Annotated in this window: 18 protein-coding genes and 1 pseudogene; 6 read left to right on the top strand and 13 right to left on the bottom strand. The window is 70.8% G+C overall.

All coding sequences use genetic code 11. The features are described 5' to 3' along the window. Nucleotides 1-24: 24 nt before the first annotated feature. The 5 genes and pseudogenes from STRBO_RS0106505 to STRBO_RS45865 form a co-directional block, all read right to left on the bottom strand. Complete coding sequence (locus tag STRBO_RS0106505; protein WP_005480653.1) at nt 25-1,827, bottom strand: ABC transporter substrate-binding protein; 1,803 nt, start codon at nt 1,825-1,827, stop codon at nt 25-27. Nucleotides 1,828-1,931: 104 nt separating this feature from the next. Then, nucleotides 1,932-2,972, bottom strand: coding sequence for an ABC transporter permease (locus STRBO_RS0106500; RefSeq protein WP_005480655.1), 1,041 nt, complete (start codon nt 2,970-2,972; stop codon nt 1,932-1,934). A gap of 463 nt (nt 2,973-3,435) precedes the next feature. Further along, nucleotides 3,436-5,343 (bottom strand): translational GTPase TypA, encoded by a 1,908-nt coding sequence (typA, locus tag STRBO_RS0106495; protein WP_005480656.1) that lies wholly within the window; start codon nt 5,341-5,343, stop codon nt 3,436-3,438. A gap of 153 nt (nt 5,344-5,496) precedes the next feature. Beyond that, nucleotides 5,497-6,567 carry a pentapeptide repeat-containing protein gene (locus tag STRBO_RS45870; protein ID WP_425336033.1) on the bottom strand — a complete coding sequence of 357 codons (1,071 nt, stop codon included), beginning with the start codon at nt 6,565-6,567 and terminating at the stop codon, nt 5,497-5,499. A 41-nt stretch (nt 6,568-6,608) separates the two neighbouring features. After that, nucleotides 6,609-7,670: pseudogene (locus STRBO_RS45865) on the bottom strand (ABC transporter substrate-binding protein); the annotation flags it as partial. A 713-nt stretch (nt 7,671-8,383) separates the two neighbouring features. Here STRBO_RS45865 and STRBO_RS0106485 point away from each other — a divergent pair. From STRBO_RS0106485 to STRBO_RS0106465, 5 genes are all read left to right on the top strand, one after another. Next, the gene (locus STRBO_RS0106485) at nt 8,384-8,674 is read left to right on the top strand and encodes a hypothetical protein (RefSeq protein ID WP_005480660.1); all 291 of its coding nucleotides are present in this window, start codon (nt 8,384-8,386) and stop codon (nt 8,672-8,674) included. A gap of 88 nt (nt 8,675-8,762) precedes the next feature. After that, a complete protein-coding gene (locus STRBO_RS0106480) occupies nt 8,763-9,599 on the top strand; it encodes a hypothetical protein (RefSeq protein ID WP_005480661.1) in 837 nt (278 codons plus the stop codon). A 19-nt stretch (nt 9,600-9,618) separates the two neighbouring features. After that, the gene (locus tag STRBO_RS0106475) at nt 9,619-11,562 is read left to right on the top strand and encodes a fumarate reductase/succinate dehydrogenase flavoprotein subunit (protein ID WP_020113951.1); all 1,944 of its coding nucleotides are present in this window, start codon (nt 9,619-9,621) and stop codon (nt 11,560-11,562) included. A 31-nt stretch (nt 11,563-11,593) separates the two neighbouring features. Next, the gene (locus tag STRBO_RS0106470; RefSeq protein WP_005480663.1) at nt 11,594-12,370 is read left to right on the top strand and encodes a succinate dehydrogenase/fumarate reductase iron-sulfur subunit; all 777 of its coding nucleotides are present in this window, start codon (nt 11,594-11,596) and stop codon (nt 12,368-12,370) included. 807 nt (nt 12,371-13,177) lie between these two features. Beyond that, the gene (locus tag STRBO_RS0106465) at nt 13,178-14,884 is read left to right on the top strand and encodes a hypothetical protein (protein ID WP_245170579.1); all 1,707 of its coding nucleotides are present in this window, start codon (nt 13,178-13,180) and stop codon (nt 14,882-14,884) included. A 31-nt stretch (nt 14,885-14,915) separates the two neighbouring features. On the opposite strand, the gene STRBO_RS0106460 is transcribed toward STRBO_RS0106465, so the two are convergent. From STRBO_RS0106460 to STRBO_RS0106435, 6 genes are all read right to left on the bottom strand, one after another. After that, a complete protein-coding gene (locus STRBO_RS0106460; RefSeq protein ID WP_381324161.1) occupies nt 14,916-17,777 on the bottom strand; it encodes a SpoIIE family protein phosphatase in 2,862 nt (953 codons plus the stop codon). A 273-nt stretch (nt 17,778-18,050) separates the two neighbouring features. Next, the gene (locus STRBO_RS0106455) at nt 18,051-18,458 is read right to left on the bottom strand and encodes an ATP-binding protein (protein WP_005480669.1); all 408 of its coding nucleotides are present in this window, start codon (nt 18,456-18,458) and stop codon (nt 18,051-18,053) included. A gap of 370 nt (nt 18,459-18,828) precedes the next feature. Next, complete coding sequence (locus tag STRBO_RS0106450) at nt 18,829-19,233, bottom strand: (deoxy)nucleoside triphosphate pyrophosphohydrolase (protein ID WP_005480670.1); 405 nt, start codon at nt 19,231-19,233, stop codon at nt 18,829-18,831. 45 nt (nt 19,234-19,278) lie between these two features. After that, nucleotides 19,279-19,506 (bottom strand): SPOR domain-containing protein, encoded by a 228-nt coding sequence (locus STRBO_RS0106445; RefSeq protein WP_005480673.1) that lies wholly within the window; start codon nt 19,504-19,506, stop codon nt 19,279-19,281. Between the two features lie 445 nt (nt 19,507-19,951). Further along, complete coding sequence (locus tag STRBO_RS0106440; protein WP_005480674.1) at nt 19,952-20,704, bottom strand: GntR family transcriptional regulator; 753 nt, start codon at nt 20,702-20,704, stop codon at nt 19,952-19,954. Between the two features lie 147 nt (nt 20,705-20,851). Next, complete coding sequence (locus STRBO_RS0106435) at nt 20,852-22,066, bottom strand: DUF4190 domain-containing protein (protein ID WP_028796505.1); 1,215 nt, start codon at nt 22,064-22,066, stop codon at nt 20,852-20,854. A gap of 245 nt (nt 22,067-22,311) precedes the next feature. Here STRBO_RS0106435 and STRBO_RS0106430 point away from each other — a divergent pair, with 245 nt between their 5' ends. Next, a complete protein-coding gene (locus STRBO_RS0106430; protein WP_005480678.1) occupies nt 22,312-23,418 on the top strand; it encodes a pyridoxal-phosphate dependent enzyme in 1,107 nt (368 codons plus the stop codon). Nucleotides 23,419-23,509: 91 nt separating this feature from the next. Here STRBO_RS0106430 and STRBO_RS43670 read toward each other — a convergent pair whose 3' ends face one another. Further along, the gene (locus STRBO_RS43670; protein WP_209442986.1) at nt 23,510-23,677 is read right to left on the bottom strand and encodes a hypothetical protein; all 168 of its coding nucleotides are present in this window, start codon (nt 23,675-23,677) and stop codon (nt 23,510-23,512) included. Between the two features lie 266 nt (nt 23,678-23,943). Next, nucleotides 23,944-26,124, bottom strand: coding sequence for a DEAD/DEAH box helicase (locus STRBO_RS0106420; protein ID WP_209442936.1), 2,181 nt, complete (start codon nt 26,122-26,124; stop codon nt 23,944-23,946). Nucleotides 26,125-26,128 lie beyond the last annotated feature (4 nt).

Below are 26,128 nucleotides of genomic sequence, written 5' to 3'. Positions count from 1 at the left end.
GACCGGACTGGCCGGACTGACGGATTACGGCTGCTTCACGAACAGGTCGTTGATGTCGATGTAGCTCGACTCCGTGCTGTACCGGGCACCACCGATGTTCGATCCGAAGAGCTGGATCTGCTTCGAGTAGTAGACCGGGGCGGCCGGGTTGATCTCCTCCACGATGCGGTGGTGAGCCTCTTCCCACGTCTTGGCCGCGGCCTCGGGCTCCTCGGTCAGCGCCTTCTTGATCAGCGCGTCGACCTTGGCGTCCTTGATGTGCGAGTAGTTCGACGCACCGTCGGCGACCAGGGTGCCGTCGTAGACCGGGGTGATGACCGTGGACGGGGAGGACCAGTCCTGGCCCCAGCCGGTCATGTAGAGGTCGAACGGGTTGTCCAGCTTGCCGATCTGCTCGTAGAAGCTGGCCCGGTCGATCTCCTTGGCCTGGACGTCGAAGCCGATCTTCTTCAGCGTGTCCTTGATGATGACCATCTGGGCCTGGCCACGCGGGGTGTTGGAGTAGGCGTAGGTCAGCTTGGTGCCGTCCTTGACACCCGCCTCCTTCAGCAGCTCCTTGGCCTTCTCCAGGTCACCGTTGGGCTTCTTCAGCTTGCCGAACGGGTCGTACGACTTGTCGTAGCCCGGCAGGGTCGGGGCCATCAGACCACCGGCGATCTCACCGCCGTAGCGGCCACCGTCGGCCTGGACCATGGCCTGCGACGGGAGCGCGTAGGTGATCGCGTCGCGGACCTTCTTGTCCTTCATGTTGGCGCTGTCGAGGTTGAAGGTCATCTGCCACACGTAGGGCTGGTAGCCCTGGATGGTGCGCTTCTTGGCACCGGCGTTGCCGATGACCGTCGACAGCTGGGCCGGGTCCACCGAGTCCGTGAACTGGATGGCGTTCTTGGCCTCGCCCTGGTCGGCGATCAGACGCTTGGTCTGGCTGGCCTGGTCGATGGTGGTGGTGAAGTTGTAGCCGTCGACGTACTGGTGGCGCACCGAGTCCGTCTTCGGGTCCCACTGGTCGTTCTTGACCAGGGTCAGCGACTTGCCGGCCTTGTACTCGGAGACCTTGTACGGGCCGAGGGCCGCGGGGGCCTTGTCGTACTTCTCCTTCGTGTCCTGCTTCTCGGGCACGATGGCGTAACCGGCCATGGCGAGGGCCTGCGGGAGGTCCGGGCGCGGCTGGTCGAAGTGGAAGACGACCGTCTTGGCGTCCGGGGTCTCCAGGACGGAGTCCGGCAGGTGCTTGCCCTTGTAGGGGCCGTCCGGCAGCGCCTTGCGGTAGTCGGAGCCCGACAGCCAGCTCTGGATGTACGTCGGGCCGTCGAAGATGACCTTGGAGTACTGGCGCTCGATGGTGTGGCGGACGTCGGCCGAGGTGATGGCGTTGCCGTCCTCGTCCTTGATGTCGTCCTTGAGCTTGTACGTCCAGGTCTTGCCGCCGTCGGAGGACGTGCCGGAGTCGGTGGCGATGTCACCGACGACCGTCAGGTTGCCCTTGTCGTCCTCCTGGTAGTTCGTCAGACCCCGGTGGAGCAGGTTGGCGAGCTGACCGGCGTCGGAGACGTAGATCTGACCCGGGTCCATGTGGGTCATGTCCGACTGCGCGTACACGTTGATGACACCGCCGGGCTTGGCGCCCTTGACCTCTTCGGCGGGGCCGGTGGAGGCGGCGGCGTCACCGTAGGTGACAGGCTTCGACTGCTCGGCGGCGTCGTCCTGGGACTTGGAAGTGTCCTTCGCGTCCGTCTTGCCGTTGTCCGAGCACCCGGTGAGCGCCAGTGAGCCGGCCACGATGGCGACGGCCACGGCGCGCGTGGTGCGGGTTCTGATGGGCTTCATGATGCCTATGCACCTACCTGTCGATTGTTGTCCACTAGTACTGCCTGACGGCCCGGGCCGAACCCGGATCGGGGGTGGCAGTCCCCCCACCCACCAATGGACGATTAGCGTCCGGTCTTGGGGTCGAATGCGTCCCGGACGGAGTCGCCGAGAAGGTTGAAGCAGAGAACGAAGACCACCATCGCCACGCCCGGGAAGATCATGAACATCGGGTCCTGCTCATAGATGTCGGAGCCGATGGCGAACATGCGGCCCCAGTCGGGGGTGGGCTCGACGAAGCCGACACCGACGAAGGAGAGGAAGGCGATGGAGAGGATCGTGCTGGGGAGGATGTACGTGCCCTGCACGAGGATCGGGGTGACGATGTTCGGCAGGATCTCCTTGCGCACGATGCGCCAGGGCGAGGCCCCGGAGACCTTCGCCGCCTCCACGAACTCACGCTCACGGAGCGAGAGCACGGAGCTGCGGACCAGGCGGGCCAGGCCCATCCAGCCGAGGAACCACATCACCAGGATGATGGCCAGGGCGCGCAGATACGTCGGCGTCTCGTCCTTCGGGTCGACGAACAGCGCGGTGACCACGGGCATGAAGGCGATGAAGAAGAGCTGCTGCGGGAAGCCCAGGAAGAAGTCGGTGATCCGACCCACCCAGTAGTCCACGCGACCGCCGAAGTAGCCCCCGACCATGCCGATGAGCACGCCGGTGACCACGCTGACCACAGTGATGAGCACCGCCATGTACAGCGAGGTCCGCATGCCGTACAGCAGCATCGTGAAGACGTCACGGCCGAGCTTCGGCTCGACGCCGAACCAGAAGTCACCCGACATGCCACCGAAGGAACCGGTGGGCATCGCGAAGTCGTCGAGCAGGAAGGGGTAGTCCGGCTCCTGCGCGTACAGCGTGTAGGGGTTCTTGCCGTACAGGCTCGCGATGACCGGCGCGAGGGCGGAGATCACGAAGAAGAAAATCACTACGCACGCGGAGATGACTCCCGTACGGTCCCGCTTGAACCGTTGCCACATCAACTGGCCGGGGGAACGACCCTCAAGCTTCTGCTCACCCTTGGCGGCCTCGGCGGCCGTCTCGAGCTCGGGGTCCAAGGCGACCGCGGACCCGGAGCCCTCGGCCTTGGTTGGACTGGTCATGTCTGTTCTTCCCCCGGGGGGTTGGAGAGTTGAGCGCAGCACAGATACCGGCAGGTTCTGTGGTTTGGGGGAACTTTCGCCAAACGGGTCAACGCGCGTCAAGGGCGGAAGGCATAGGGATCTCCCTACCGTCCATATTTTGAGCAAAAATTGCAAAGATTGACACCTGGTCGCGCTTGACAAGCCACAACAGGAACCGGCGAATCGGACATTCCCGCTACGATTTTTGTTTACATGTCCGAAACTTGATCGCTGCAACACCGATATCCGAACAGCGGTTCACAGCCCGGAGACAGCCAATCGGACAGTCGGCGACGGAAGGCCGGCCTCCCCCGCAGGCCCTTCACACATCACCCGGAAGCCCCAGTATCCCCACGAGACCTCCCCGTCGGGCGAGCAGGCCGGAAGCCCGGTCCTCCGAGCGCGGAGAACCGGGGTTTCGCAGAAGGCAATTGACGGAACGTCAGCCGTGCTTGGCGCGGCTCGCGGCGCGGGCGCGCTCGCGGGCGTCCAGGTTGACCTTGCGGATGCGCACGGCCTCCGGGGTCACCTCGACGCACTCGTCGTCGCGGCAGAACTCCAGGGACTGCTCCAGGGAGAGCTTGCGCGGCGGGACGATCGCCTCGAACGAGTCGGCCGAGGAGGACCGCATGTTCGTGAGCTTCTTCTCCTTGGTGATGTTCACGTCCATGTCGTCGGAGCGCGAGTTCTCACCGACGATCATGCCCTCGTAGACCTCGGTGCCGGGGTCGGTGAACAGCACACCGCGCTCCTGGAGGTTCGTCATCGCGAACGCGGTGACGGCGCCGGAGCGGTCGGCGACGAGCGAACCGTTGTTACGGGTCGTCAGCGTGCCGAACCACGGCTCGTGGCCCTCGTGGATGGAGTGGGCGATGCCCGTGCCGCGCGTGCCGGTCAGGAACTCCGTACGGAAGCCGATCAGGCCGCGGGAGGGGACGACGAACTCCATGCGGACCCAGCCGGAGCCGTGGTTCGACATGTTGTCCATCCGGCCCTTGCGGACGCCCATGAGCTGCGTGACCGCGCCCATGTGCTCCTCGGGGACGTCGATCGTCATGCGCTCGACCGGCTCGTAGGTCTTGCCGTCGACCTCCTTGGTGACGACCTGCGGCTTGCCGATGGTCAGCTCGAAGCCCTCACGGCGCATCTGCTCGACCAGGATGGCCAGCGCCAGCTCACCACGCCCCTGGACCTCCCAGGCGTCGGGACGCTCGGTGTCGAGGACACGGAGGCTGACGTTACCGACCAGCTCGCGGTCGAGGCGGTCCTTGACCTGGCGGGCGGTGACCTTGCGGTCCTTGACCGCGGCCTTGTTCTCCGCGCCCTTACCGGTGCCACCGCGGCCGACCAGCGGCGAGGTGTTCGTGCCGATGGTCATCGAGATCGCCGGCTCGTCGACCGTGATCAGCGGCAGCGCGATCGGGTTCTCGGTGTCGGCGAGGGTCTCGCCGATCATGATGTCCGGGATACCGGCGACGGCACAGATGTCACCGGGGCCGGCCACCTCGGCGGGCTTGCGGGTGAGCGCCTCGGTCATCATCAGCTCGGTGATGCGGACGTTGGCCATCGTGCCGTCACGCTTGATCCACGTGACCGTCTGCCCCTTGCGCAGCTCGCCCTGCTCGACGCGGAGCAGCGCGATACGGCCGAGGAAGTTGTCGGCGTCCAGGTTGGTGACGTGCGCCTGGAGCGGGGCCTCCTCGTCGTACGACGGGGCCGGGACGTGCGACAGGATCGTGGAGAAGAACGGCTCCAGGCTGTTGCTGTCGGCCGGGACGGTGCCGTCCTCCGGCTTGGTCAGCGAGGCGACACCGTCACGCGCACACGCGTAGACGATGGGGAACTCGATCTGGTCCTCGTCGGCGTCGAGGTCGAGGAAGAGGTCGTAGGTCTCGTTGACGACCTCGTCGATGCGCGAATCCGCGCGGTCCGTCTTGTTGATGCACAGGATGACCGGCAGGCGCTGCTGAAGCGCCTTGCGGAGCACGAAGCGGGTCTGCGGCAGCGGGCCCTCGGAGGCGTCGACGAGCAGGACCACCGCGTCGACCATCGACAGGCCGCGCTCGACCTCGCCACCGAAGTCGGCGTGACCGGGGGTGTCGATGATGTTGATGGTGATGACGTCGCCGCCATCCTTCGGGTGGTACTTCACCGCCGTGTTCTTGGCGAGGATCGTGATGCCCTTCTCACGCTCCAGGTCGTTCGAGTCCATCATGCGGTCGTCGAGCGACTCGGCGGCGTGCGCGGCGAAGGCACCGGCCTGCTTGAGCATGGCGTCGACCAGAGTGGTCTTGCCGTGGTCGACGTGGGCGACGATGGCGACGTTGCGGATGTCGTGGCGCGTGGCCATATTGAGGCGCTTCTCCCGGAGTGTGAGGACGGCCTGCGCTGACATCTGTGTCGCGCGGACCCTGCCGGGCTGGACATGCCACGGCCTCACCCCATGGTACGGGGCCGCGGGCACCGAGGCTCCCCGGGCCGTTCCGGCCCAGCTCAGCCCGGCTCAGCCCCAGCTCAGGACCGTTTCTCGGCGACTCGGGCCGCCTCGGCCGCCCTCGAACCCCGGCCGCCGCCCCCGTTTCGTCACGGGGGCGGCGGCGGGGTTCGAGGGAGCGTGATCGCCTACGTGTGCGAGGGCCGCGCCGGTCCCTTCGCGCCCTTCTTCAGGAAGCCCATGTCCTCGTAGACCGGGGTCTGGAAGCCGAAGGCGCCCGCGTTCGCGAGGGTGGTGCGGGCGGCGACGAGCTGGGGCCGCTGGTACAGGGGGATGGACCCGGCGGCGGCCCAGATGCGGGCGTCCGCCTTGCGGATCAGCGAGCGGGTCTTCGACTCGTCGAGGGTGGAGACGGCCTGGTCGAACAGCTGGTCGACGCGGTCCGTGCCGACACGCGTGTAGTTCTGCTCGACGTTCAGCGAGCCGTCGGCCGCCGGGACCGGCTTGGCATAGATCGGCCGGGCGTCGGTGGCGGGGTACGCGGAGGTCGGCCAGGAGTACAGCGCGAGGTCGTACTGTCCGTTCGCGATGTGGTCCTTGAAGTAGCTCTCGTCCGGGACCTTGGTGATCTCCGTGCGGATCCCGACGCGCTCCAGCATCACCGCGATCCGCTCGCCGACGGCCCGCAGCGACTCCGTCCCCGGTCCCGACGGCAGCACGAACCGCAGCGTCAGCAGCTTGCCGTTCTTGGCGAGCGGCCCCCGCGCGGCCTCGGCGGGCGCCCGTGTCCCCTGCGGGGCGTACGCGCCGGGCGCGCCGCCCGGCTTGAACTGCTTGCCGTCCTGGGCGAGGTTCTCGTCGGCGTCGTAGGGCTTGTCGTCCCCGCCGACGACGTACGTGCTGTCGTCCGCGGAGGAGCCGGACTTCTCGGAGCGGGGCTCGTCGGAACCGGGCTTCTCGGAACCGGACTTCTCGGAGCGGGGCTCGTCGGAACCGGGCTTCTCGGAACCGGACTTCTCGGAACCGGGCATGTCGGAACCGGAGCCGTTCTTCGTGCCGTGCTTCTCCCCCTCCGCGCCGGCCGCCTTCTTGCTCTCCGCCGCGGGCTCGCGGGGTTCGAGGGGGCCGCCCTGTTCCCAGCCGGCATCGGCCAGGAGGGCCCGCGCCTCGTCGGCGTCCTGGCCGCCGAGGGCGCCGCTGTTGTCCGCGTAGGCGGCCTGACCGGCGAGGGCGAGGTGGCTGCCGACGGGCTCGGCGGGCAGTCCGAGGGGTTCGAGGACGAGGGCGGCGAGCTTCTCGCGGTCGATCGCGCGGGCCACGGCGCGGCGGACGCGCTCGTCGGCGAGGGGACCGTCGGAGCCGTTCAGCGCGAGCTGGGTGAAGGCGGGTTCCAGGGACCGGCGGACGGCGAAGCCGCGCAGGGCGGACTGCTGCGAGAGGTACTCGGCGAGCGCCGCGCGCCGCCTCTCACGGGCGCGGGCCTCGCCGTCGGCGGCCTTCTCGTCCGAGCCGTGCGCGAGGGCCCAGGACCGCAGCGACTTCGCGGGGGTCAAGGCGGACTCGGGGCCGTGCGCGCCGCCCTCCCGGCCGGGCGGGCCGCTCTGCGAGAGCGGCGGGCCGGCGCCCTGCGCCTTCTTGTCACGGGAGGCGAGCATGATCCGCTCGGCCTGCACGGAGTCGATCTCGGCGATGTCGATCTTGTCCTCGGCCAGCGCCTCGGCCCGCTCGGCGCGCGGTACGGCGCGCAGGACCAGCTCGGAGAGCTTGGCGGTCCGTCCCCACCAGCGGGGGTTGCGGGCCAGCGTGACCTCGCCGGCCTTGCGGTCGACCTCCTTCAGCGCGAACGGCCCGGCGGTGATCTTGAGCTTCTTGCGGGCGCCGTCGTTGAAGGAGTCGGGGGTGCCCATCACCTGCTTCGGGTACAGCGGCGAGAACAGTGACTTCCAGTCGGCGTACGGGCGGGCGAAGGTGACCCGGACCTCCAGGTCGTTGTCACCGCGTTCGATCTTCTCGATGCGTTCGTAGCCGGAGTTCCTGGCGGTCCAGTACGCGGCGTCCTTGCCGGACAGGGCCCGCCACTGCGCGGCGAAGTCGGCGGCGCCGATCTCGCGGCCGTCGCTCCACACCGCCTGCTGGTTGAGCTTGTAGAGGACGACCTGCCGGGGCTCGCGTTCGACGACCTTCGCGGACTCCAGGAAGTCGGCGTTGAGCTGGGGGCGTCCGCCGGCGTCGAGGCGGTACATCGACGGCAGGACGGCACCGGCGATGCGTGCCGTGGTCGGGTCGGCGTCCGACTGGAAGGTGTTCAGCGTCTCCGGTACGGCGTCCACGGCCCAGCGCAGGGTGCCGCCGTCGGCGACGCGGTCGCGTGCGGCGGGCGCGATGTCCTGTCCGGCCAGGGGTCTGCCCGCCGGATCCTCCTCGCTGCAGCCGCTCAGGCCGGGCACGGTGAGCACGCCTGCGGCCAGGAACGCCAGGGTGCGGCGCCGGGCGCGCGGTCGAACGCGGTCGTGGGGAATCGGCATCACTGCGACCTCCTCGCTCCGCGGTGGGAGAACGGGGACGGGGGTGGCTCTGATCACGTTCGGCGGTATATGGAGCTGATCAGACGGATGCGGCCCACTGAAGAGGACGGGGTTCTCGTGGGGACGGCGACACGACGAGGGGGCTGCGGAACCCACCCGTTTGGGCGCCATGAAGTCGGATGGGGCGCCTCGGGACCCGGTGGGTTCTGTTGTTCGGCGGGTGCCCCGTCCGGTGGGACGTCTCGCGCGGGGAACTGCGCGAGAGGCCCCAGCGGACCGCACCCGGCAACGCACCCGCACCCCCCACCCCTCCCCCGGCGCAAAAGAACACCGCACACGACTTCCCACCGACACGTGTGACGCGCGACACTCGCAGGCGCATGAACATTGCCGCCTTGGGGTCACCAACCCCCTGAAAGCGAGGGCAAGTCATGTCCGTGCACGACGACTTGACGGCAGTCCGGCGCTGCCTGGACGAACTGACCCGTTCCGTACGCCGCCTGGAGCAACAACTCGGCGGCAGCGGCCTGGAGATACGCCGCGTCCGAACCGACGCCGACCACCTGCGCGAAAGCGTCGCCCTGCTCGGCGAGGCCGCGCCCGCCCTGGCGAAGCCACGCCGCCCGGACCTGGTCCCGATCCCCGACACCCCGTACGACAGCTCACTGTGGACGGACTCGGACGACGAGGGCCTCGGCGCCCGCGACCGCCGCGCCCCCTGACCGCCGTAACCGACCACCCCCGCGACCCCGAAAGCCCAGCCCCAGCCCTCGTCCCCGACACGCCAAGAACCCGACCGGGAGTCCCCCGTTGGCCACTGGTACGGAACCACCGGCAACAGAACCCCATCCCCGGCGCGGCGGCGTACGGACCCGTACGCGCGCCGCGATCTCCGCCCCGCACCTGCGCACCGACCGCTGGTGGCTGGCCCCCGCCGCGACAGCCGCCGGCCTGCTGGCCTTCATCGTGTACTCGACGTGGCGGGCCTTCGCCGACGCGCACTACTACGCGGCCCCGTACGTCTCGCCGTTCTACTCGCCCTGTCTGGCGGAACGCTGCGAGCCCATGCGCGGGGGCCCCAACTGGGAGATCTTCGGCGGCTGGTGGGGCATCTCACCGGCGATCATCATCCTGATCTTCCCACTCGGCTTCCGCCTGACCTGCTACTACTACCGCAAGGCCTACTACCGCGGCTTCTGGGCCTCCCCGCCCGCCTGCGCGGTCGCCGAGCCGCACCAGAAGTACTCCGGCGAGACCCGGTTCCCGCTGATCCTGCAGAACCTGCACCGGTACTTCTTCTACGCGGCCCTGCTCGTCGCCTGCATCCTCACCTACGACACGGTCCTGGCCTTCCGCGACGAGAACTACGCATGGGGCCACATGGGCCTCGGCACCCTCGTGTTCCTCGTGAACATCGTGCTGATCTGGGCGTACACCCTCTCCTGCCACTCGTGCCGGCACATCGTGGGCGGCAAACTCAAGCACTTCTCCAAGCATCCCGTGCGCTACCGGATGTGGAGTTGGGTCGGGAAGCTCAACGCCCGCCACATGCAGCTGGCCTGGGCGTCGTTGGTGAGCGTGGCGCTCGCCGACTTCTACGTGTACCTGGTCGCGTCCGGCGTCTTCGACGATCCGGCCCTCTTCTAACAGACAAAAGGTGCTTCTGATGTCCGTGGTCGAACGACAGGAGTGGGACGTCGTCGTGATCGGCGCCGGCGGCGCCGGGCTCCGCGCCGCGATCGAGGCCCGTGAGCGGGGCGCCCGTACGGCCGTGATCTGCAAGTCCCTGTTCGGCAAGGCGCACACGGTGATGGCGGAGGGCGGCATCGCGGCCGCCATGGGCAACGTCAACTCCGGCGACAACTGGCAGGTCCACTTCCGCGACACCATGCGCGGCGGCAAGTTCCTCAACCAGTGGCGGATGGCCGAGCTGCACGCGCGCGAGGCCCCCGACCGGGTGTGGGAGCTGGAGACCTGGGGCGCCCTCTTCGACCGTACGAAGGACGGCCGGATCTCGCAGCGCAACTTCGGCGGCCACGAGTACCCGCGCCTGGCACACGTCGGCGACCGTACGGGCCTGGAGCTGATCCGCACGCTCCAGCAGAAGATCGTCGCGCTCCAGCAGGAGGACCACAAGGAGACCGGCGACTACGAGTCCCGGCTGAAGGTCTTCCAGGAGTGCACGGTCACCCGGGTGCTGAAGGACGGCGGCCGCGTCTGCGGCGTCTTCGGTTACGAGCGCGAATCCGGGCGCTTCTTCGTCCTCGAAGCTCCGGCCGTGGTCATCGCCACCGGCGGGATCGGCAAGTCGTTCAAGGTGACGTCGAACTCGTGGGAGTACACGGGCGACGGCCACGCACTGGCACTGCTCGCGGGGGCGCCGCTGCTGAACATGGAGTTCGTGCAGTTCCATCCGACGGGCATGGTCTGGCCGCCCTCGGTCAAGGGCATCCTCGTCACGGAGTCGGTGCGCGGGGACGGCGGCGTCCTGCGCAACTCCGAGGGCGAGCGGTTCATGTTCGACTACGTCCCGGACGTCTTCAAGGAGAAGTACGCGGAGTCCGAGGAGGAGGGCGACCGCTGGTACGAGGACCCGGACCACAACCGCCGCCCGCCCGAACTGCTGCCGCGCGACGAGGTGGCGCGGGCCATCAACTCCGAGGTGAAGGCGGGCCGGGGCTCGCCGCACGGCGGGGTCTTCCTGGACGTGTCCACGCGGATGCCCGCGGAGACCATCCGGCGCCGGCTGCCGTCGATGTATCACCAGTTCAAGGAGCTGGCGGACGTCGACATCACGGCGGAGGCGATGGAGGTCGGGCCCACCTGCCACTACGTGATGGGCGGGATCGCGGTCGAGTCGGACACGGCGGCGGCGCGCGGGGTGCCGGGCCTGTTCGCGGCCGGTGAGGTGGCCGGCGGGATGCACGGCTCCAACCGGCTGGGCGGCAACTCCCTGTCCGACCTCCTCGTGTTCGGCCGCCGGGCGGGGCAGCACGCGGCCGCGTACACGGCGGGCCTGAGCGGGGCCCGGCCCCCGGTGGACGACATCGAGGTGGACACGGCCGCCGCTGAGGCGCTGCGGCCGTTCTCCGCCGAGGGTCCGGAGCCGGGTCTGGAGGCCGGCCGGCCACCGGAGAACCCGTACACCCTCCACCAGGAACTGCAGCAGGCCATGAACGACCTGGTCGGCATCATCCGCCGCGAGGGCGAGATGGAGCAGGCGCTGGAGAAGCTATCCGACCTGCGGGTGCGGGCGCGGCGGGCGGGTGTGGAGGGGCACCGGCAGTTCAATCCGGGCTGGCACCTCGCCCTCGACCTGCGGAACATGCTGCTGGTCAGCGAGTGTGTGGCCCGGGCCGCGCTGGAGCGCACCGAGTCGCGTGGCGGCCACACCCGCGAGGACCATCCGACGATGGACCGCGACTGGCGCCGGATCAACCTGTTGTGCCGGCTCTCCGATCCGACGGGCGGGCCGGAGACCTGGGACCCCGTCGTCGGCCAGATCGCCCTCACCCGGGAGACCACCGAAGCCATCCGTCCCGACCTGCTCGCCCTGTTCGACAAGGAGGAGCTGGTCAAGTACCTCGCCGAAGAGGAGCTGTACGAGTGAGCGGCTACGACAGCCACGAGGAGGCGCGGTCATGAGCGGCTACGAGGCGCGCTTCAGGGTGTGGCGGGGCGATGTGCGAGGCGGCGCCCTGGAGGACTTCGAGGTCGAGGTGAACGAGGGCGAGGTGGTGCTCGACATCATCCACCGGCTCCAGGCGACCCGGACACCCGACCTCGCCGTCCGCTGGAACTGCAAGGCGGGCAAGTGCGGTTCGTGTTCCGCCGAGATCAACGGCCGTCCCCGGCTGATGTGCATGACCCGGATGTCGGTGTTCGAGCGGGACGAGACGATCACCGTCACGCCGCTGCGGGCCTTCCCCGTCGTGCGTGACCTGGTCACGGACGTGGGGTTCAACTACACCAAGGCGCGCGAGGTCCCGGCCTTCGTGCCGCCGGAGAAGCTCGGTCCCGGCGAGTACCGCATGATGCAGGAGGACGTGGACCGTCCGCAGGAGTTCCGCAAGTGCATCGAGTGCTTCCTGTGCCAGGACACCTGCCACGTCGTCCGCGACCACGAGGAGAACAAGCCGGCCTTCGCGGGCCCGCGCTTCCTCATGCGCGTCGCGGAGCTGGACATGCACCCGCTGGACGCGGCGGAGGACACCGGCCTGGACCGCAAGAAGACGGCCCAGGACGAACACGGTCTCGGCTACTGCAACATCACCAAGTGCTGCACCGAGGTCTGCCCCGAAGGCATCAAGATCACGGACAACGCGCTGATCCCGTTGAAGGAGCGTGCCGTGGACCGCAAGTACGACCCGCTGGTGTGGCTGGGGTCGAAGATCAGGAGGCGGTCCTCGGCGGGGTGAGGGCCGGCCCTCGGGGGTGGTGCGGGTCGTCATCCGGGCATCGCGGTCGCCGCGCGTCACCGCCCGCGCGTCACCGGGTGGCGACGCGGCCGGGGCGGCTCGCGGGGTACGACAGCACCGAGCAGGCGACGATCAGGACCACCCTCGCGGGGGAAGCGGTTCTGCCTGGCCTTCGCCGTCGGTGCCGACCCTCGTCCTCCCCACTCCGCCGTCCCCCGCTCGCGACCGCGCGAGTCCGGCCATACGCTCCCAAATGTGACGTCGCGTCTGAGAAGGAGCCGAGCGCGGGGCGCCACGTCGCACATAGCCGTGCGCCTGGCCCACACCGCCTTCGGGGTGCTCGCAGCCTTGGCCTGGCTCCTGCTCCCCACGACCACGCAACCGGCCGAAGGGCGATCCACGGACCGCCCCGCCGACACACGCCACGCGGGCGACACGGCCCCGGGTTCGCCCCGGGTGGTGCCCGCGGACGGCGGCGAGCCGACCGAGGCGCCGCCGGACGCGGGAAGGACGGCCGTCGGACCGGCTGCCGAGAGACAATCCGCCCCACCCCACGACGACAAGCCGTCCCGGACGCAGGACACGGGCACAGGCACGGGCACGGGCACGGGCACGGGCACGACAACCGTCGGCCCCGCCGCCGACCGACGACCCGGCACTGCGGACAGCGACGGCTCCCCCGGGGTGACAGACCGTACGAGAAGCCGCCCCGCACATCCGGTCGATCCCGCATGGTCCACGTTCCCGGCCATCGGCGGGTGGCCCTTGGAAGCAGGTGCCGGCACCGCACCCGGTGGCCCCGCCGCCGTGCCACTCGCGCCCCCGGCCACCGGCGCACGGCCGGTGGCGCCCGGCGTCGGTGCGGCGGCGCCGGTCGGTGACGAGGCGTCCGGGGCGGATCTGATCCTGCCGGTGGCCGCCGCGGGCGCGGCCGTCGCCGTGGCCGCGTACTCGCTCGTACGACGCCGACGCCGCGCCCGGCTGCGCACGACGCCGACCGGCACCTACGCACCGCCGACCAGCCCCCTGTCCGACCTCCATCTCCGGGCCCAGCGGCTGCTCGTCGAGACCGACGACAGTGTCCGTACCAGCGCCGAGGAACTCCGCTTCGCGGCGGCCCGCCCGGGCCACGTTGCCGCCGGGCCGCCCCCGGACCGGCCCACGGACCACGACGACACCGAGCCCTCCGCGAAAGCCCCGGCCGGCCCCGCCGAAGACGCCGAGCCCGATCCGCAGCCGGAAGCCGAGCCGCAGCCGCAGCCGCACGGAGAAACTCCGGCGGTCTCCGACGCCGCCCCACCCGAGGAACAAGGCCCGCCCGACCCCACCCCGCCCGATCCCGCCGCCGCCCCACCCACACCCCACGCGGCGCAACCGACCGGCCCCACCGACGCGGACGCCGGACCCCCCACAGTCGACTCGGCCGAGCCCCGCTCGGAGGCCGCGATCCCCCTCGACCCGGCCATGCCCTTCGCCGAGACCCCTGCGGGCCGGGACGCGGTACAGCCGTTCGTGGAGGCGTTGGCGGACGCGCGGCGGGAGCTGGCGGGGGCCTGCCGGGCGGATCTGCGGCTGGACGAGGAGCGCGGCGCCCTGTCGCCCGACGAGGAACGCGCGCTGCTGGAAGAGATCCTCACCCGGTGCACGACCGCACAGCGGCGACTCGACACGGCGACGCCCGCCTTCGACCAACTCCGAGCCCTGGAGCGGGACATCACCCCCGCCCTGGAGTGCGCGGAGACCCGCTTCCGCGAGCTGGCCGGCCGTACGGCGACAGCGGCCGCCACCCTCACCACCCTGCGCGAGGACTACGCCCCGGCCGTCTCGCTCCCCGTCGCCGGCCATGTCGAACAGGCCAAGGACCGCCTTGTCTTCGCCACCACCGAGCTGAACCGGGCCCGCCAGGCCGCCTATCCGGGCGACCTGCACACCGCGGCCGCGCACCTGCGGGCCGCCGAGGGCGCCATCGACCAGGCGGACCTGTTCGTGACCGGGGTGGAACGGCTCGCCGCCGAGCTGGCGCACGCCACGGTGACCGCCGGGCAGGCTGCCCGTTCCACCGGCACGCACGACGACCCCTTCGACGTCCTGCGCCGTCAGGACCGCTGGTTCCTCCCGGCCCACAGCGCGGTCGCCACCGCGGCGGACTTCGTCACCACGCACCGGGGAGCGGTGGGCGCGCCTGCCAGGACCCGGCTGTGGGAGGCGGAACGGCATCTGACGCAGGCGATGCCGACGGACTCCGCCGGGCAGGACGAGAACGTGGAAAAGGCGGCGGACACCCGGCGGGCCCACGCCCTGGCCCAGGAGGCCCGGCACCTCGCCGAGCAGGACGTCCGGGCGTACGGCAATCCGTACGGCGGCCCCGTCGGCGACGGCCTGGCCGGTGCCCTGCTGGGCGGCATCGTCCTCGGCGAGCCCCCCGGTGGCGACGGCCGGGCCGACCTGCGGGGCCCCGCCTGCTACGGCGGAACGGCGACCCGCGCCCGCAGAACGGCGGGCGGCCAGTTCTGACAGGGCGAGTCCCGGCCCCCGGCACTCCGCCCTAGAACAGGCTCAGCAACGCCTCGGCCGGATCCGTCAGCCCGTGCTCCCCGCCCGGCAGCGGCAGTTCGAACCACACGGTCTTGCCGCGAGGCGTCCGGCGGGACCCCCACGCGGCGGACAGCAGGCCGACGAGCTGGAGCCCTCGCCCGCCCTCGTCCGTGTCACGCGCCCGGCGCCGGCGGGGCTGCACGAGACCCGCGTCCCACACCTCGCAGACAAGCGTTCTGTCGAGCAGGAGTCGCAGCCGTATCTCGCCCTCGCCGTACCGCAGCGCGTTGGTGACCAGCTCGCTGACCAGCAGTTCCGCGGTGTCGATGAGGGGTTCCAGGTCCCAGGCCTGCAACCGGCCGCGGGCGTGCTCGCGGGCGCGGCCCACACTGCGCGGCTCACGCGGCAGGGTCCAGTCGCCGACGGAGTCCTCCGGCAGCCCCTGGACACGGGCCATCAGCAGCGCGATGTCGTCCTCGCCGTGGTGGGTGTCGAGGGTGTTGAGGACGTGGTCGCAGACGTCCTCCAGCGACCGGGGTGCGTCGCCGCGCGGCGCGGTCGGCGGCTGTGCGGGGTCCGTGAGCGCGCCGACGAACGCCTGGAGGCCCTCGTCGAGGGGATGGTCGCGGGATTCGACCAGTCCATCCGTGTAGAGCGCCAACAGTGCGCCTTCGGGTAGTTCGACCTCCACCTCCTCGAAGGGCTCGCCGCCGACGCCGAGCGGCATGCCGGGCGGCACGTCGAGCATCAGCGCGCTCTCGCCGGGCTCGACCAGTACCGGCGGCAGATGGCCCGCGTTGGCGAAGGTGCAGCGGCGGGTCACCGAGTCGTAGACGGCGTAGACGCAGGTGGCGAGGTAGACCTCGGAGAGATCCTTGTCGCGGGGGCGGCTGGCTGAGGTGCGGGAGGCCGACTGGCCGCCGCCGGGGGTGCCGAGGCCGCGGGCGATCTCGTCGAGTGCCGAGAGGACCTCGGCGGGTTCGAGGTCCAGCAGGGCCAACGTGCGCACAGCCGTGCGCAGTTCGCCCATCGCCACCGCCGCCCGCAGTCCGCGGCCCATCACGTCGCCGACGACGAGTGCCGTGCGGTGGCCGGGGAGTTCGATGACGTCGAACCAGTCGCCGCCGACCTCGGTGGCCGCGTTGCCCGGCAGATAGCGGCAGGCGATGTCGAGCCCGGAGGCCTCGGGGTCGCCCGGCGGCAGCAGGGAGCGCTGCAGGATGAGGGCGCGCTCGTGCTCGCGGCGGTAGAGGCGCGCGTTGTCGATACAGACGGCGGCGCGGGCGGCCAGCTCGACGGCCAGGCCCCCGTCGCGTTCGCCGAACGGCTCGCTGCCCTTCGTGCGGGAGAACTGCACGAGTCCGACGACGGTGTCGTGCGCGACCATCGGCACGGCGAGCGTCGACTGGATGAGGTTGCCCTCCTCCGGCACCTCCTGGGGGCGGGCGGTGCGCAGGGCGTCCGCGCAAGGAGAGTTGAACGGGTAGTGGTGGACCGCGCCGACCCGCACGGGGGCCGGTCCGCCGACGAAGGGCGCGTCGGAGACGGCGCTGGCGAAGGCGACGCGGCGCAGTTCGGCGCTGCCGTCGGCGAGTCCGGGCGGGGTCTCGTCGCCCATCAGGAGGCCCTGGTAGAGGTCGACGGTGGCCAGGTCACAGAAGCCCGGGACGACGACGTCGAGCAGTTCGCGGGCGGTCGTCTCCAGGTCGAGGGAGTTGCCGATGCGTGAGCCGGCCTCGTTGAGGAGGGCGAGGTTGCGGCGGGCGGCGGCGGCCTCGCGGGCGGCGGAGCGACGGGCCGTGATGTCGATGCCGAGCCAGGCGATGCCGATGGGGCGGCCGGTGCCGCTGTGCACGCGGTAGAGGTTGATGGACCAGTGGCGGCGTTCCTCGGAGCCGGGCACGAAGCCCGTGATGTGCATGTCGGTGATCGAGTCGCCGGTCTCCAGGACGCGGCGCAGGGTGGCCTCGACCCGCTCGGCCTCCGGGGACTGCAGATAGTCGTGGACGCCCCGGCCGCGGTGGTCGTCGACCTCGCCGCCGTAGATGGAGGCGAAGCGCTGGTTGGCGCGCCGCACGTGAAGATCGGTGTCTATCAGAAGGAAACCGAACGGGGATTGGCCGAAAATCGCCTGCGAAGCGGCAAGATCGGTCTCGATCCGGCGCAGGGTGCGGACGTCCACGACGATGCACACCGCGGCCCGTTCACCGCCCTCCACGGTGGTGGGCATCACATAGACCTCGGCCAGCCCCTCCATCCCTTCGGGACCCGGCACACGGAAGGGGACCACACCGGTCCACTCCCGGCCGTCGAGGACCTCGGCCATTTTCCGCTGGCCCTCTTCACGCCGGTCGGGGTCGATGAACACCTCGATGGGGTCCATCCCCACGGCCCGCTCGGCGGAAATGCCGAACAACTGCTCGGCGCGCAGGCTCCACTGGTCGACGAGCCCGTCGGCACCGATCGAGAACGAGGCGACCTTGATGTAGTCGTAGATGGATCCGGGCGCGCTGGTCTGCCACATCGAGTCCCCGGTGCCGTGACCACCCATGACACTCGCGCCACCCTCGGCACCGCTGGAACCGTCGGCAGCACCGGCGCGCGCGTCGGACGGTCGCCCCTCGGGCGTTCGCTCCCCGGACGGCCGCCCCTGCGGCCCTCGGTTCCCGGACCCGCGACCCGGGCGGCCGTCGCCCGCTTCGCCGCGTGCGGCCCCGCTGTCGCGCGTGGCTCCGCCCAGGCCGGAATCTTCTGCGGCCTCGGGCCTCGCGCGGTCCGACGGGTTCCGGGAACCCGTGGACTCCGTGGCCTTCGCTGGTATCTCGCTCACGCGAACCGTCCCCTCCAGCTCACCGCGTCCGGCTTCGGTCACCAGGGGCGGCTGCCCGCAGTATCCAGCACTACGGCGCCGCGCAACACGGTGTTCACGATCACAGCACGGTCCCGATCATTTTTGGACCGGCCGGAACATAGTCCCAAGTCTTCTAACCAGGCGGTGCCCTCTCGAATCAAAGACTCCAGCCAGCCCTACTGGCTTGAACCAGTCGGTCGCACGCGCGCCCCGGGGAGCCGCCCCCGCTCGAACCGTACGCCGTGGACTCCCGCCGTGCACCGGGTTCTTCGTCCCGTACGCCGACACGCCCGCTCAGCCGGGAACCGCGAGTTCGAACCACACGGTCTTGCCCGCTTCGCCGGGGCGGGTACCCCAGGCCCGTGAGGAACAGGCCACCAACTGCAGGCCCCGGCCGCTCTCGTCGTCGACATCGGCCGCGCGTTCGCGGGGCGGATCGGGCAGTGGATCGGAAACCTCGACCAGGAGTGCGCCTGAGGGGCCGGAGGGACGCACGAGCCGCACCCCGATGGGTCCGGTGGCGTGCCGCAGCGCATTGGTCACCAACTCGCTCACCAACAGGGCGGTGATGTCCCCGAGCACATCGAGGCCCCACTCGCGCAGTTGCCGTCGCACGACGGCACGCGCGTCCCGCACCGCCCCCGGCTCCGCCGGAAAGGTCCACTCGGCGCAGTCGTCTCCGCTGTCGATCACGCCGATCACTTCCCAGTCCAGAAGCAGGCCCTGTCCGGTTTCATGGGGTTAATGGGCACATACCCGATATCCCTGCCGAAGTACCGCGCACGAGGTCGCACTGTGGCACGAACGGCGTAGGGAGCGCACCCAGGACGGGCCCGCAGGGGGCGCGGAGAACCGCGCGATCGGCCGCACTCGACCCGCAGCCACGATACTCACCGCCGTGGCGTCCCGGGGGCGAAGTGGCGGCACTCCCGGGCGACACTCCCGGACCGGGCCGGTGGCGCGGGTGTCCCCGGTGGCTCGCGCGGGACGTCCGCGGGGGCCGAGGGGACACACCCCCGCACCGGGGCCGGCACCGAATCCCGACGGGCCATGACACCCGGCGATCGACCGCTCAGCCGACGTCGCCCCAGGCCACCCGCGCCGCCTCCATCACGGCCGGCACGTCCTGGTCCAGCCAGTCGACGTCCCACACCTCGTCCACGGTCAGCCACCGCAGCTCGTCGTGGTCCTCCAGCGGCCGCGGCTCACCGGACAGCAGACGCGCGATCCAGACCTGGAGCACGTACCCCGGCCGCACCGGCCACTCGCCGGGCACGCGCCCCGCGGACTTCGCCTCGACGCCCAACTCCTCGCGCAACTCACGTACAAGCGCCTGTTCGGGCGACTCGTCGGGCTCCACCTTGCCGCCGGGCAGTTCCCAGCGTCCGGCCAGCTCAGGCGGTGCGCTGCGGCGTGCGGCGAGCAGGCGCCCGCCGCTCAGCAGAGCGGCTCCCACCACCACGATCGGTTCGGTCATGCGCGGGAGCCTACGGGAGCGGACACGGACGCCGGGCGGGGTGGATCAGTTACTCCCACCGTGGCCGTTCTGGCCGTTCTGGACGTTCTGGCTGCTGTGCCCGTTCTGTCCGATGCGTTCGACCCAGTAGAGCTGCTTGTGGCCGCGACTGTCGAGGCTGTCCGCGATCTGCTGCGCCTCGGCGCGCGTCGCGTACCGGCCCACCCGGTAGCGATTGCCGTTGTCGTCCTGCCGCACCACGAGCCAGGGAAGAGTGATCGTGCCGTCGTTCATCGACCCCCACCGCTCCTTCCCGCCCCGGCCCGCCCAGGTCCCGCCCCCGGATGCCGCCGCGCCCCGTCACCTAAGGAAACCGCAATCCGCATATGCCCGAGCGTACGCCTAACCTTCACGCAGCGAATCTGTCTTTTCACAAAGAGGTACGCAACCAGCCAAGACGAGGGGGGCGCACCCCGTCGCACGCGCCGCCGATCACCACCCGCGCGCCCCCCAGCGCTCCGACGAGCAGCGATCCCGCGCCCGTCGCACGAAACGGGCAGCTACCGGACGTCCTCGCGCCCCGGCGCCAAGAACGACCGAATTCGAACTACGTTCGGATGCACCCCCGTAGCCCCGACAGGTCCAACTTCCCTCCGGCAAAGGCCACTTGACCCATGTCGGCGCCACCGCCCCCTACACCCGCGGTGAGCCTGATTTCCGAACGCGCAGCGGCACGACCTCACTTCACCGGCAGGTGATACGCCACCTGGTAGCGGTCCGCCGGGACCACCACGTCCGCCGTCTCGACCGGCCGGCCGGAGGCGAAGTACGTGCGCTGGACGACCAGGACGACATGCCCGGGGACGCCGCCGAGGGCGAGCAGCTCCTCGGCGAGGCCGGGGCGGGCGCCGACCTCCTCGGTGACGTTGTCGACGACGATGTCGATCGCCGCCATGCGCTCGACGACGCCCATACCCCCGAGGGGGCCCTCCTCGGGAAGCATCACGGGTGTGCGGCCCGTGACGGCGAGGGGCTCCCAGGAGGTGGAGAGCATCATGATCTCCCCCGCGTCCCGGAAGGTGTACCGGGTGCACATCACACGGTCGCCGATCTGGATCGCGAGCCGCTCAGCGACCGTCCGGCCCGCCTCGACCTGCTCGCTGCGCGAGTCCCAGCTGCCGCGCGCCGCGATGTCGGCCTGCTCCTGGCGGAAGGGTGTGGCGCCACCGGCGGGCCGGAACCCGGAGCGGGCGACCCGGCGCGGCACCGGCCGCTCTCGCACATACGTCCCCGAACCGGAGCGGCCTTCCACCAGCCCCTCGGCCATGAGCACCTTGCGGGCCTCCAGCGCGACCGTGTCCGAAACGCCGTACTCCTGGCGGATACGGGCCTGCGAGGGAAGGCGGGTGTGCGGCGGCAGCGATCCGTTCACGATCTTCCTGCGGAGATCACCCGCGACACGCAAGTACGCCGGCTGCTCACCGAAAGTCACTGGCCGCTCCCATCAGGATGTACAGACAGCAACAGCGTGGCAACCGTGGGTTCGACCATGCAAGCAAAGGCCAGAGAATCACTCGATGTGATGACATGTGTCCGCGGAGGGCTTTACGCAGGCACTTTCTCCCCACTATGGGTGCCGTCACACCTCCGCTTCGGTCTCGCCGTCGTCTCCGCCCCTGCCGGTGCCCTCGTCGTCGCCCGTCGGCGACTCGGTGGCCAGCCCCAGAGCCTCGCGTGCGGTGACCGCCTTCGGGCCGTCGGTCAGCCGGTGCGCCCTGTCCCAGTGGTCGGTGAAGTCCCCGGCGTCGTCGGCCTCGTGCGCCGCCCGCCACTCCTCGCGTGCGCCGTCCAGTGCCTCGGCGTAGTCGGTGACCGCCTGCTCGGCGCCCGGCTCCCAGTCGTGCGTGCGCAACGCCCTCGTCTGCCGTTCCAGTGCCGCGGCCACCTGCGACGCCCACGCCTTGTGCCCGGCCAGATCGTCCTCGACGTACTCCGTGTCGGGCATCCCGTCGAAGGCGTCGTCCAGGATCGCGTCGGCCTTCAGGAAGGCGAGCTGGTCGTCGTCGAGGGTGGTCTCGTCCTGCCGCAGCGAGCCGGTCAGGCCGCCCTCGGGGTCCGTGTTGCCGAACATGCAGGTGATCTCGCGGTCGCCGTACCGCCAGCTCTCCCGGGTCGGCGTGAAGTAGTAGACGTCGACGTCGGCCGGGAGACCCCAGGGGTCCATCACGTAGGACGCCGAGCGCGCGTAGCACCGGTCGTCGGCGGCCTCGGTCACCGCGTCGTCGCCCGGGTAGGGGCCGTCCGGCAGCGAGAAGCCGGCGAACACCTCGGCGTCGTGCTCGCCGTCGCACGGCACGACGTCGACGTCGTCCGTGTACCCCTCCAAGGAGCCGCTCGGCGTGTCGAAGCACTCGCCCGTGGCCACCGAGAAGGTGCCGCCCGCACCGTTCGCCGCGTCACGCAGGCCCTCCCACGCGCCGCGCGCGCCACCCGTGGTGAACGCGAGCGTCGTCAGCAGCGCGCCGACCGTCGAGAGCACGATTCCGGCCACCGCCATGCCCTTGCCGCGCTCCCCCTTCTTCCGGATCTGCGCCAGCGCGAGGATCCCCAGGAGCAGCCCGACGCCCGGCAGGAAGCACAGCACCCCGAGCACGAGCGCGGCGATCGCGAGCCCGTTGACGGGCGGCGCGGGCCTCGGCAACGGGTACGCCCGCCCCCAGGCCTGTCCCCACGCCTGACCCGGGAGCTGACCCCGGACCTGGTGCGGCGCCTGGTACGGGTACGGCTGCCCCGGGGGCGGGAACGGGCCACCGCCCTGAGGTGGCTGGGGCCCGAGGGGCGGTGGTGTGGCCACGGATACAGCTGCTCCTTGCGCCGAGTGGGTGGGAACTGGCGTACGACTTGGCGCATCGTAAGCGGACGACGAAGGCGGGCGATACGCAGAAAGGACGGCCCGGGGAAGAAAGCGGGGGCCGCGTCACCGTGCCCTGCCCGGCGTCCGGATCACCGGCTGCGGACGCGCCACCGGCCACCGCGGCGTCATGACGCACCGTCACCGACCGTCCCGGACAACCGGACCGACCCCACTACCCTTCGCCCATGACCCCTCTGCCGGATCGCTTCTGCCCGAAGGACGGCACGCGCGTCCCCACTACCTCCCTCGCCTGGTGCTGCCCGGCCTGCCGGGGCCCCCTCGATCTGGACTTCGCGCCCACACCGGCGCCGCTCAAATCCCTGACCGGCCGGGTGAACTCGCTCTGGCGCTACGCGGAATGCCTCCCCCTGGCCTCGCCCACCGTCTCCCTCGGCGAGGGCCGGACGCCGCTCGTCGAGCTGAAGGACGGCATCCGGGCCAAGCTCGACTTCCTCATGCCGACGCTCTCCTTCAAGGACCGGGGCGCGGTGCTCCTCGCCGAGCTGGCGCTGCGACTGGGGCCCAGGCAGGTGATCGCCGACAGCAGCGGCAACGCGGGCACGGCCCTCGCCGCGTACTGCGCCCGGGCCGCGCTGCCCTGCACGGTGTACGCCCCGCTCGGCACCTCGGACAAGAAGCTGGAGCAGATCGGGGCCCACGGCGCTCAGCTCCACCTCGTCGACGGCGGCCGCGAGGCGACGGCCCGCGCGGCCCGGGAGGCGGCGGACGCGGACGGCGTCTTCTACGCCTCGCACGTCTACAACCCGTACTTCCTGCACGGCACCAAGACCTACGTCCACGAACTGTGGGAGGACCTCGGCGGCAGGCTCCCCGAGGTGCTCGTCGTCCCCGTCGGCAACGGCACGCTGCTGCTGGGCGCGGCCCTCGCCGTCGCCGAACTGCACGCGGCGGGCCTCATCGACCGCCGCCCGGCCCTCTGTGCCGTCCAGTCGGCCGCCGTGGCACCGCTGGCCCACGCCTGGACCGAGGGCGCCGACGACCTCGTCGGGGACACCACCACGGCCCCCACCCTGGCCGAGGGCATCGCCATCCCCCGCCCGCCCCGGGCCCGCCAGATCCTCCGCGCGGTCCGCGACTCCGGCGGCACCTTCCTCACCGTCACGGAGGACCAACTCCGCCACGCGCAACGCGACCTGGCCTCCCGGGGCCTGTACGTCGAGTCCACGGGCGTGGCCTGCTGGGCGGCCGTACGGGAGGGGGCGCTGGGGGCGCGCTCGGCGGTGGTGCCGTTGTGCGGCGCGGGGGTGAAGACAGGAGTGGCGGGGAGCTGAGGGGCCGGGGACTTCGCCCGAGCCGGGCCGGTCCGGAACCGGGGCCCGGCATAGACATAGGCATCCGCACCCGCATCCGCATCCGCATCGGTCAGTACGCCGCGTACAGCATCAGCGCCAGGAAGCCCGCGCCGATCGCCGTCAGCAGCATGTTGCTCCGCTTGTGACCGACCCACAGCAGGAGTGCCCCGGCGGCGACCGCCAGCACCCGGAACTCACCGTTGAACACCACGAGCACGCCGAGTATCGCCAGTGCCACCCACATGGGATTCCCCTCCCAGCCCGATGCGGACCACCTGCTGAAGGACTGCCCGCGCCGGGAGATCGACATCCCCGGACGTCCGTGCGGTCACCGCTCACGCACATCCGCCGGCCGCCGTCGAAAGCAGGGCCCCCGCTCTCACCCGCATGACTGCCGGAGCGGCGACGCAGTGGTGCCACCCGCTCGGACGTTGAAGTGCCCACGCCTGCGACGACATCCCCGTCGCCCCCACCTCGTATCGACCGTACCGACCTGCGCCCGACTCACTCGGCCGGCATGAGCCTCTCGTCCGTCATACCCAGACGAGCCTGTTCCTCCTCGACGATCCGGCGTGCCAGCTCGGTGTCCGACACGTCGACCGCGTCCGCGGTGGCTTCGGCCACGGCGCTGCGACGGGCGTAGGCATCGAACAGGCGCGTCTTGGCCTCCAGCATCTTCACCAGGCGTTCGTCCACGCCCCCGGTGGCGAGGAGACGGTGCACGCGAACCGGTCTGACCTGGCCCATACGGTGGGCCCGGGCCACCGCCTGATGTTCGATGGTCGGCTTGATCTGGGGTTCGCAGATGACGACCACCGAGGCGGCCTGCATGTTGAGGCCGACACCCGCTGCCTGGATCTGCCCCAGGAGCACCGCGGGGCCCTGGACACCGGCGAAGTCGTCGACGATCTCCTGGCGACGCCCGGCCGGGACGCCACCGGTCAGCGGACCGAACACCGGAACGGCCCCGCTGGTTCCGGCCGCGAGAGCCTCCTGCACCACACCCAGTACGTCCTTGAAATTGGAGAAGACCACCGTCTTCTGCCCGTTCTCGCACGCCTCCTGAACGATCTCCCGGAGCCGGCCCAGCTTGGCCGACTTCTCGGGACGCGTGTACGCGGCCCTGCGCATGGCCATGAAGTTGCCCGCGCGCACGGCTTCGCGGTACGCCTCCTCGTCCGACGCGCTCAACTCCTCCCACTCGTCGGTCTGCTGGAGACTCGGAAGTTCCGTCAGCACGTCCTCCTGGTTGCGCCGCAGGTAGACCGGGGCCACGGCCTTGCGGAAGGCGACCGATCCGGCCAACGCGTCACGTTCGCCGAGCGAGTCCGCGACGTCGCCGTCGAGCATCCGGACCAGGTTGCGGAACTCCACGACCCTGTTCTCCATCGGGGTTCCGGTCATGAAAAGCGCGCGCCCGCAGCGCTCCGCCCACAGGGCGACCGCTCGGGACCGCTTGGCCTGCGGGTTCTTCACCGAGTGCGCTTCGTCCACCACGAGCAGTCCGACCTCCCCGCCGCCCGGGGCGGGAAAGCCGCGCAGCGCGTCGAACGTGGTCACCCCGACGCCGCCCCGCCCCTTCCAGTCGGCGAACGCGTAGTGCCGGTCGGGGCCGTGGAGCACCGTGACGCGCAGGGCGCTGCGGGCCTCGATCTCCCGTGTCCAGTTCACGAGGACGCTCGCGGGGCAGACGACCATGAACCGGCTCTGCCCCTCGGCTGCCAGGTGGGCGAGGACCGCGATCGCCTGGATGGTCTTCCCGAGGCCCATCTCGTCGCCGAGCAGCACCTTGCGCTGCGCGAGCGCGAACCGTGCGCCGAACGCCTGGTAACCGCGCAAGGAGACGCGCCGGTGCGTGTCGTCGAGGTGCTGGGCCCGTACCCGCTCCGCGACCTCGTCCGGCAGGAAGCCCTCGGCGGCGGCCGCGTCCGGCAGCCGCCCCGAGATCTCGGCGAGCAAGCTGTAGTACTCGGCGGAACGGAGTTCGAAGTCCACCCAGGCCGCGACGTCGGACGAGAGCCCCCGGAGCAGGTCCACCGACGCCTGGGCGAGCAGCTCGGGCAGGCCCGCCCGGTCCGCCTCGTCCACCAGCGACCGGATCTCGGCGACCGCCGCCCGCGCGCGGGCCTTCTTCTCCTGGCCGGCCAGAAGCATCCGGACCCTGCCGGCGGCGGGCCTCGCGTCGGCCAGCAACGGACCGAGCCGTTCCGTCAGGAGGGTGGCCTTGTCGACCGCACGCCGTGCGTCCGGGCCGGCCTCCACCAGGACGTGCAGGGCCATGACGAGCGCTGTGGTGCGCGGTTCCGGCCGGTCCACGTCGATGTGGACGGCCACGGTCTCGTGCACGGCCTCGGAGAGCCGACGGGCGGCGGCGAGCATGTGGTCGACGGTGCGCTGCCCGACACCGGGAATCTGCCGCAACCGGTAGGGGCCCGCTTCGAGAACGCTGCCCAGGGTGCGCAGTCCGCTCTTCTCGACGCTCCCCAGGCGCAGCCGACCTTCGGTGACGTCCTGCAGCCGGGCGACGGGAATGGCGTCGAGCTCCCGCTTCACCGCCTCGTCGTGGATCGGCTTCAGTGCCGCCCGTACCGCCTCCACCGCCCTTGCGTGGTCACCGACCACGGACCGCGCAGCCTCGTGGAGTCGTGCTCCCCTCGCGATGGTGTCCCGCTCGCCACGCCCCACCCGT

This window comes from Streptomyces bottropensis ATCC 25435, from assembly GCF_000383595.1.
Classification (GTDB): domain Bacteria; phylum Actinomycetota; class Actinomycetes; order Streptomycetales; family Streptomycetaceae; genus Streptomyces; species Streptomyces bottropensis.
This window is presented reverse-complemented; position numbering and strand designations above follow the sequence as displayed.

Coding starts and splice junctions, on each gene's coding strand:
- STRBO_RS0106505 (WP_005480653.1), bottom strand. CDS start 1,827: ATGAAGCCCATCAGAACCCGCACCACGCGCGCCGTGGCCGTCGCCATC.
- STRBO_RS0106500 (WP_005480655.1), bottom strand. CDS start 2,972: ATGACCAGTCCAACCAAGGCCGAGGGCTCCGGGTCCGCGGTCGCCTTG.
- typA (WP_005480656.1), bottom strand. CDS start 5,343: ATGGCCACGCGCCACGACATCCGCAACGTCGCCATCGTCGCCCACGTC.
- STRBO_RS0106485 (WP_005480660.1), top strand. CDS start 8,384: ATGTCCGTGCACGACGACTTGACGGCAGTCCGGCGCTGCCTGGACGAA.
- STRBO_RS0106475 (WP_020113951.1), top strand. CDS start 9,619: ATGTCCGTGGTCGAACGACAGGAGTGGGACGTCGTCGTGATCGGCGCC.
- STRBO_RS0106470 (WP_005480663.1), top strand. CDS start 11,594: ATGAGCGGCTACGAGGCGCGCTTCAGGGTGTGGCGGGGCGATGTGCGA.
- STRBO_RS0106450 (WP_005480670.1), bottom strand. CDS start 19,233: ATGACCGAACCGATCGTGGTGGTGGGAGCCGCTCTGCTGAGCGGCGGG.
- STRBO_RS0106445 (WP_005480673.1), bottom strand. CDS start 19,506: ATGAACGACGGCACGATCACTCTTCCCTGGCTCGTGGTGCGGCAGGAC.
- STRBO_RS0106430 (WP_005480678.1), top strand. CDS start 22,312: ATGACCCCTCTGCCGGATCGCTTCTGCCCGAAGGACGGCACGCGCGTC.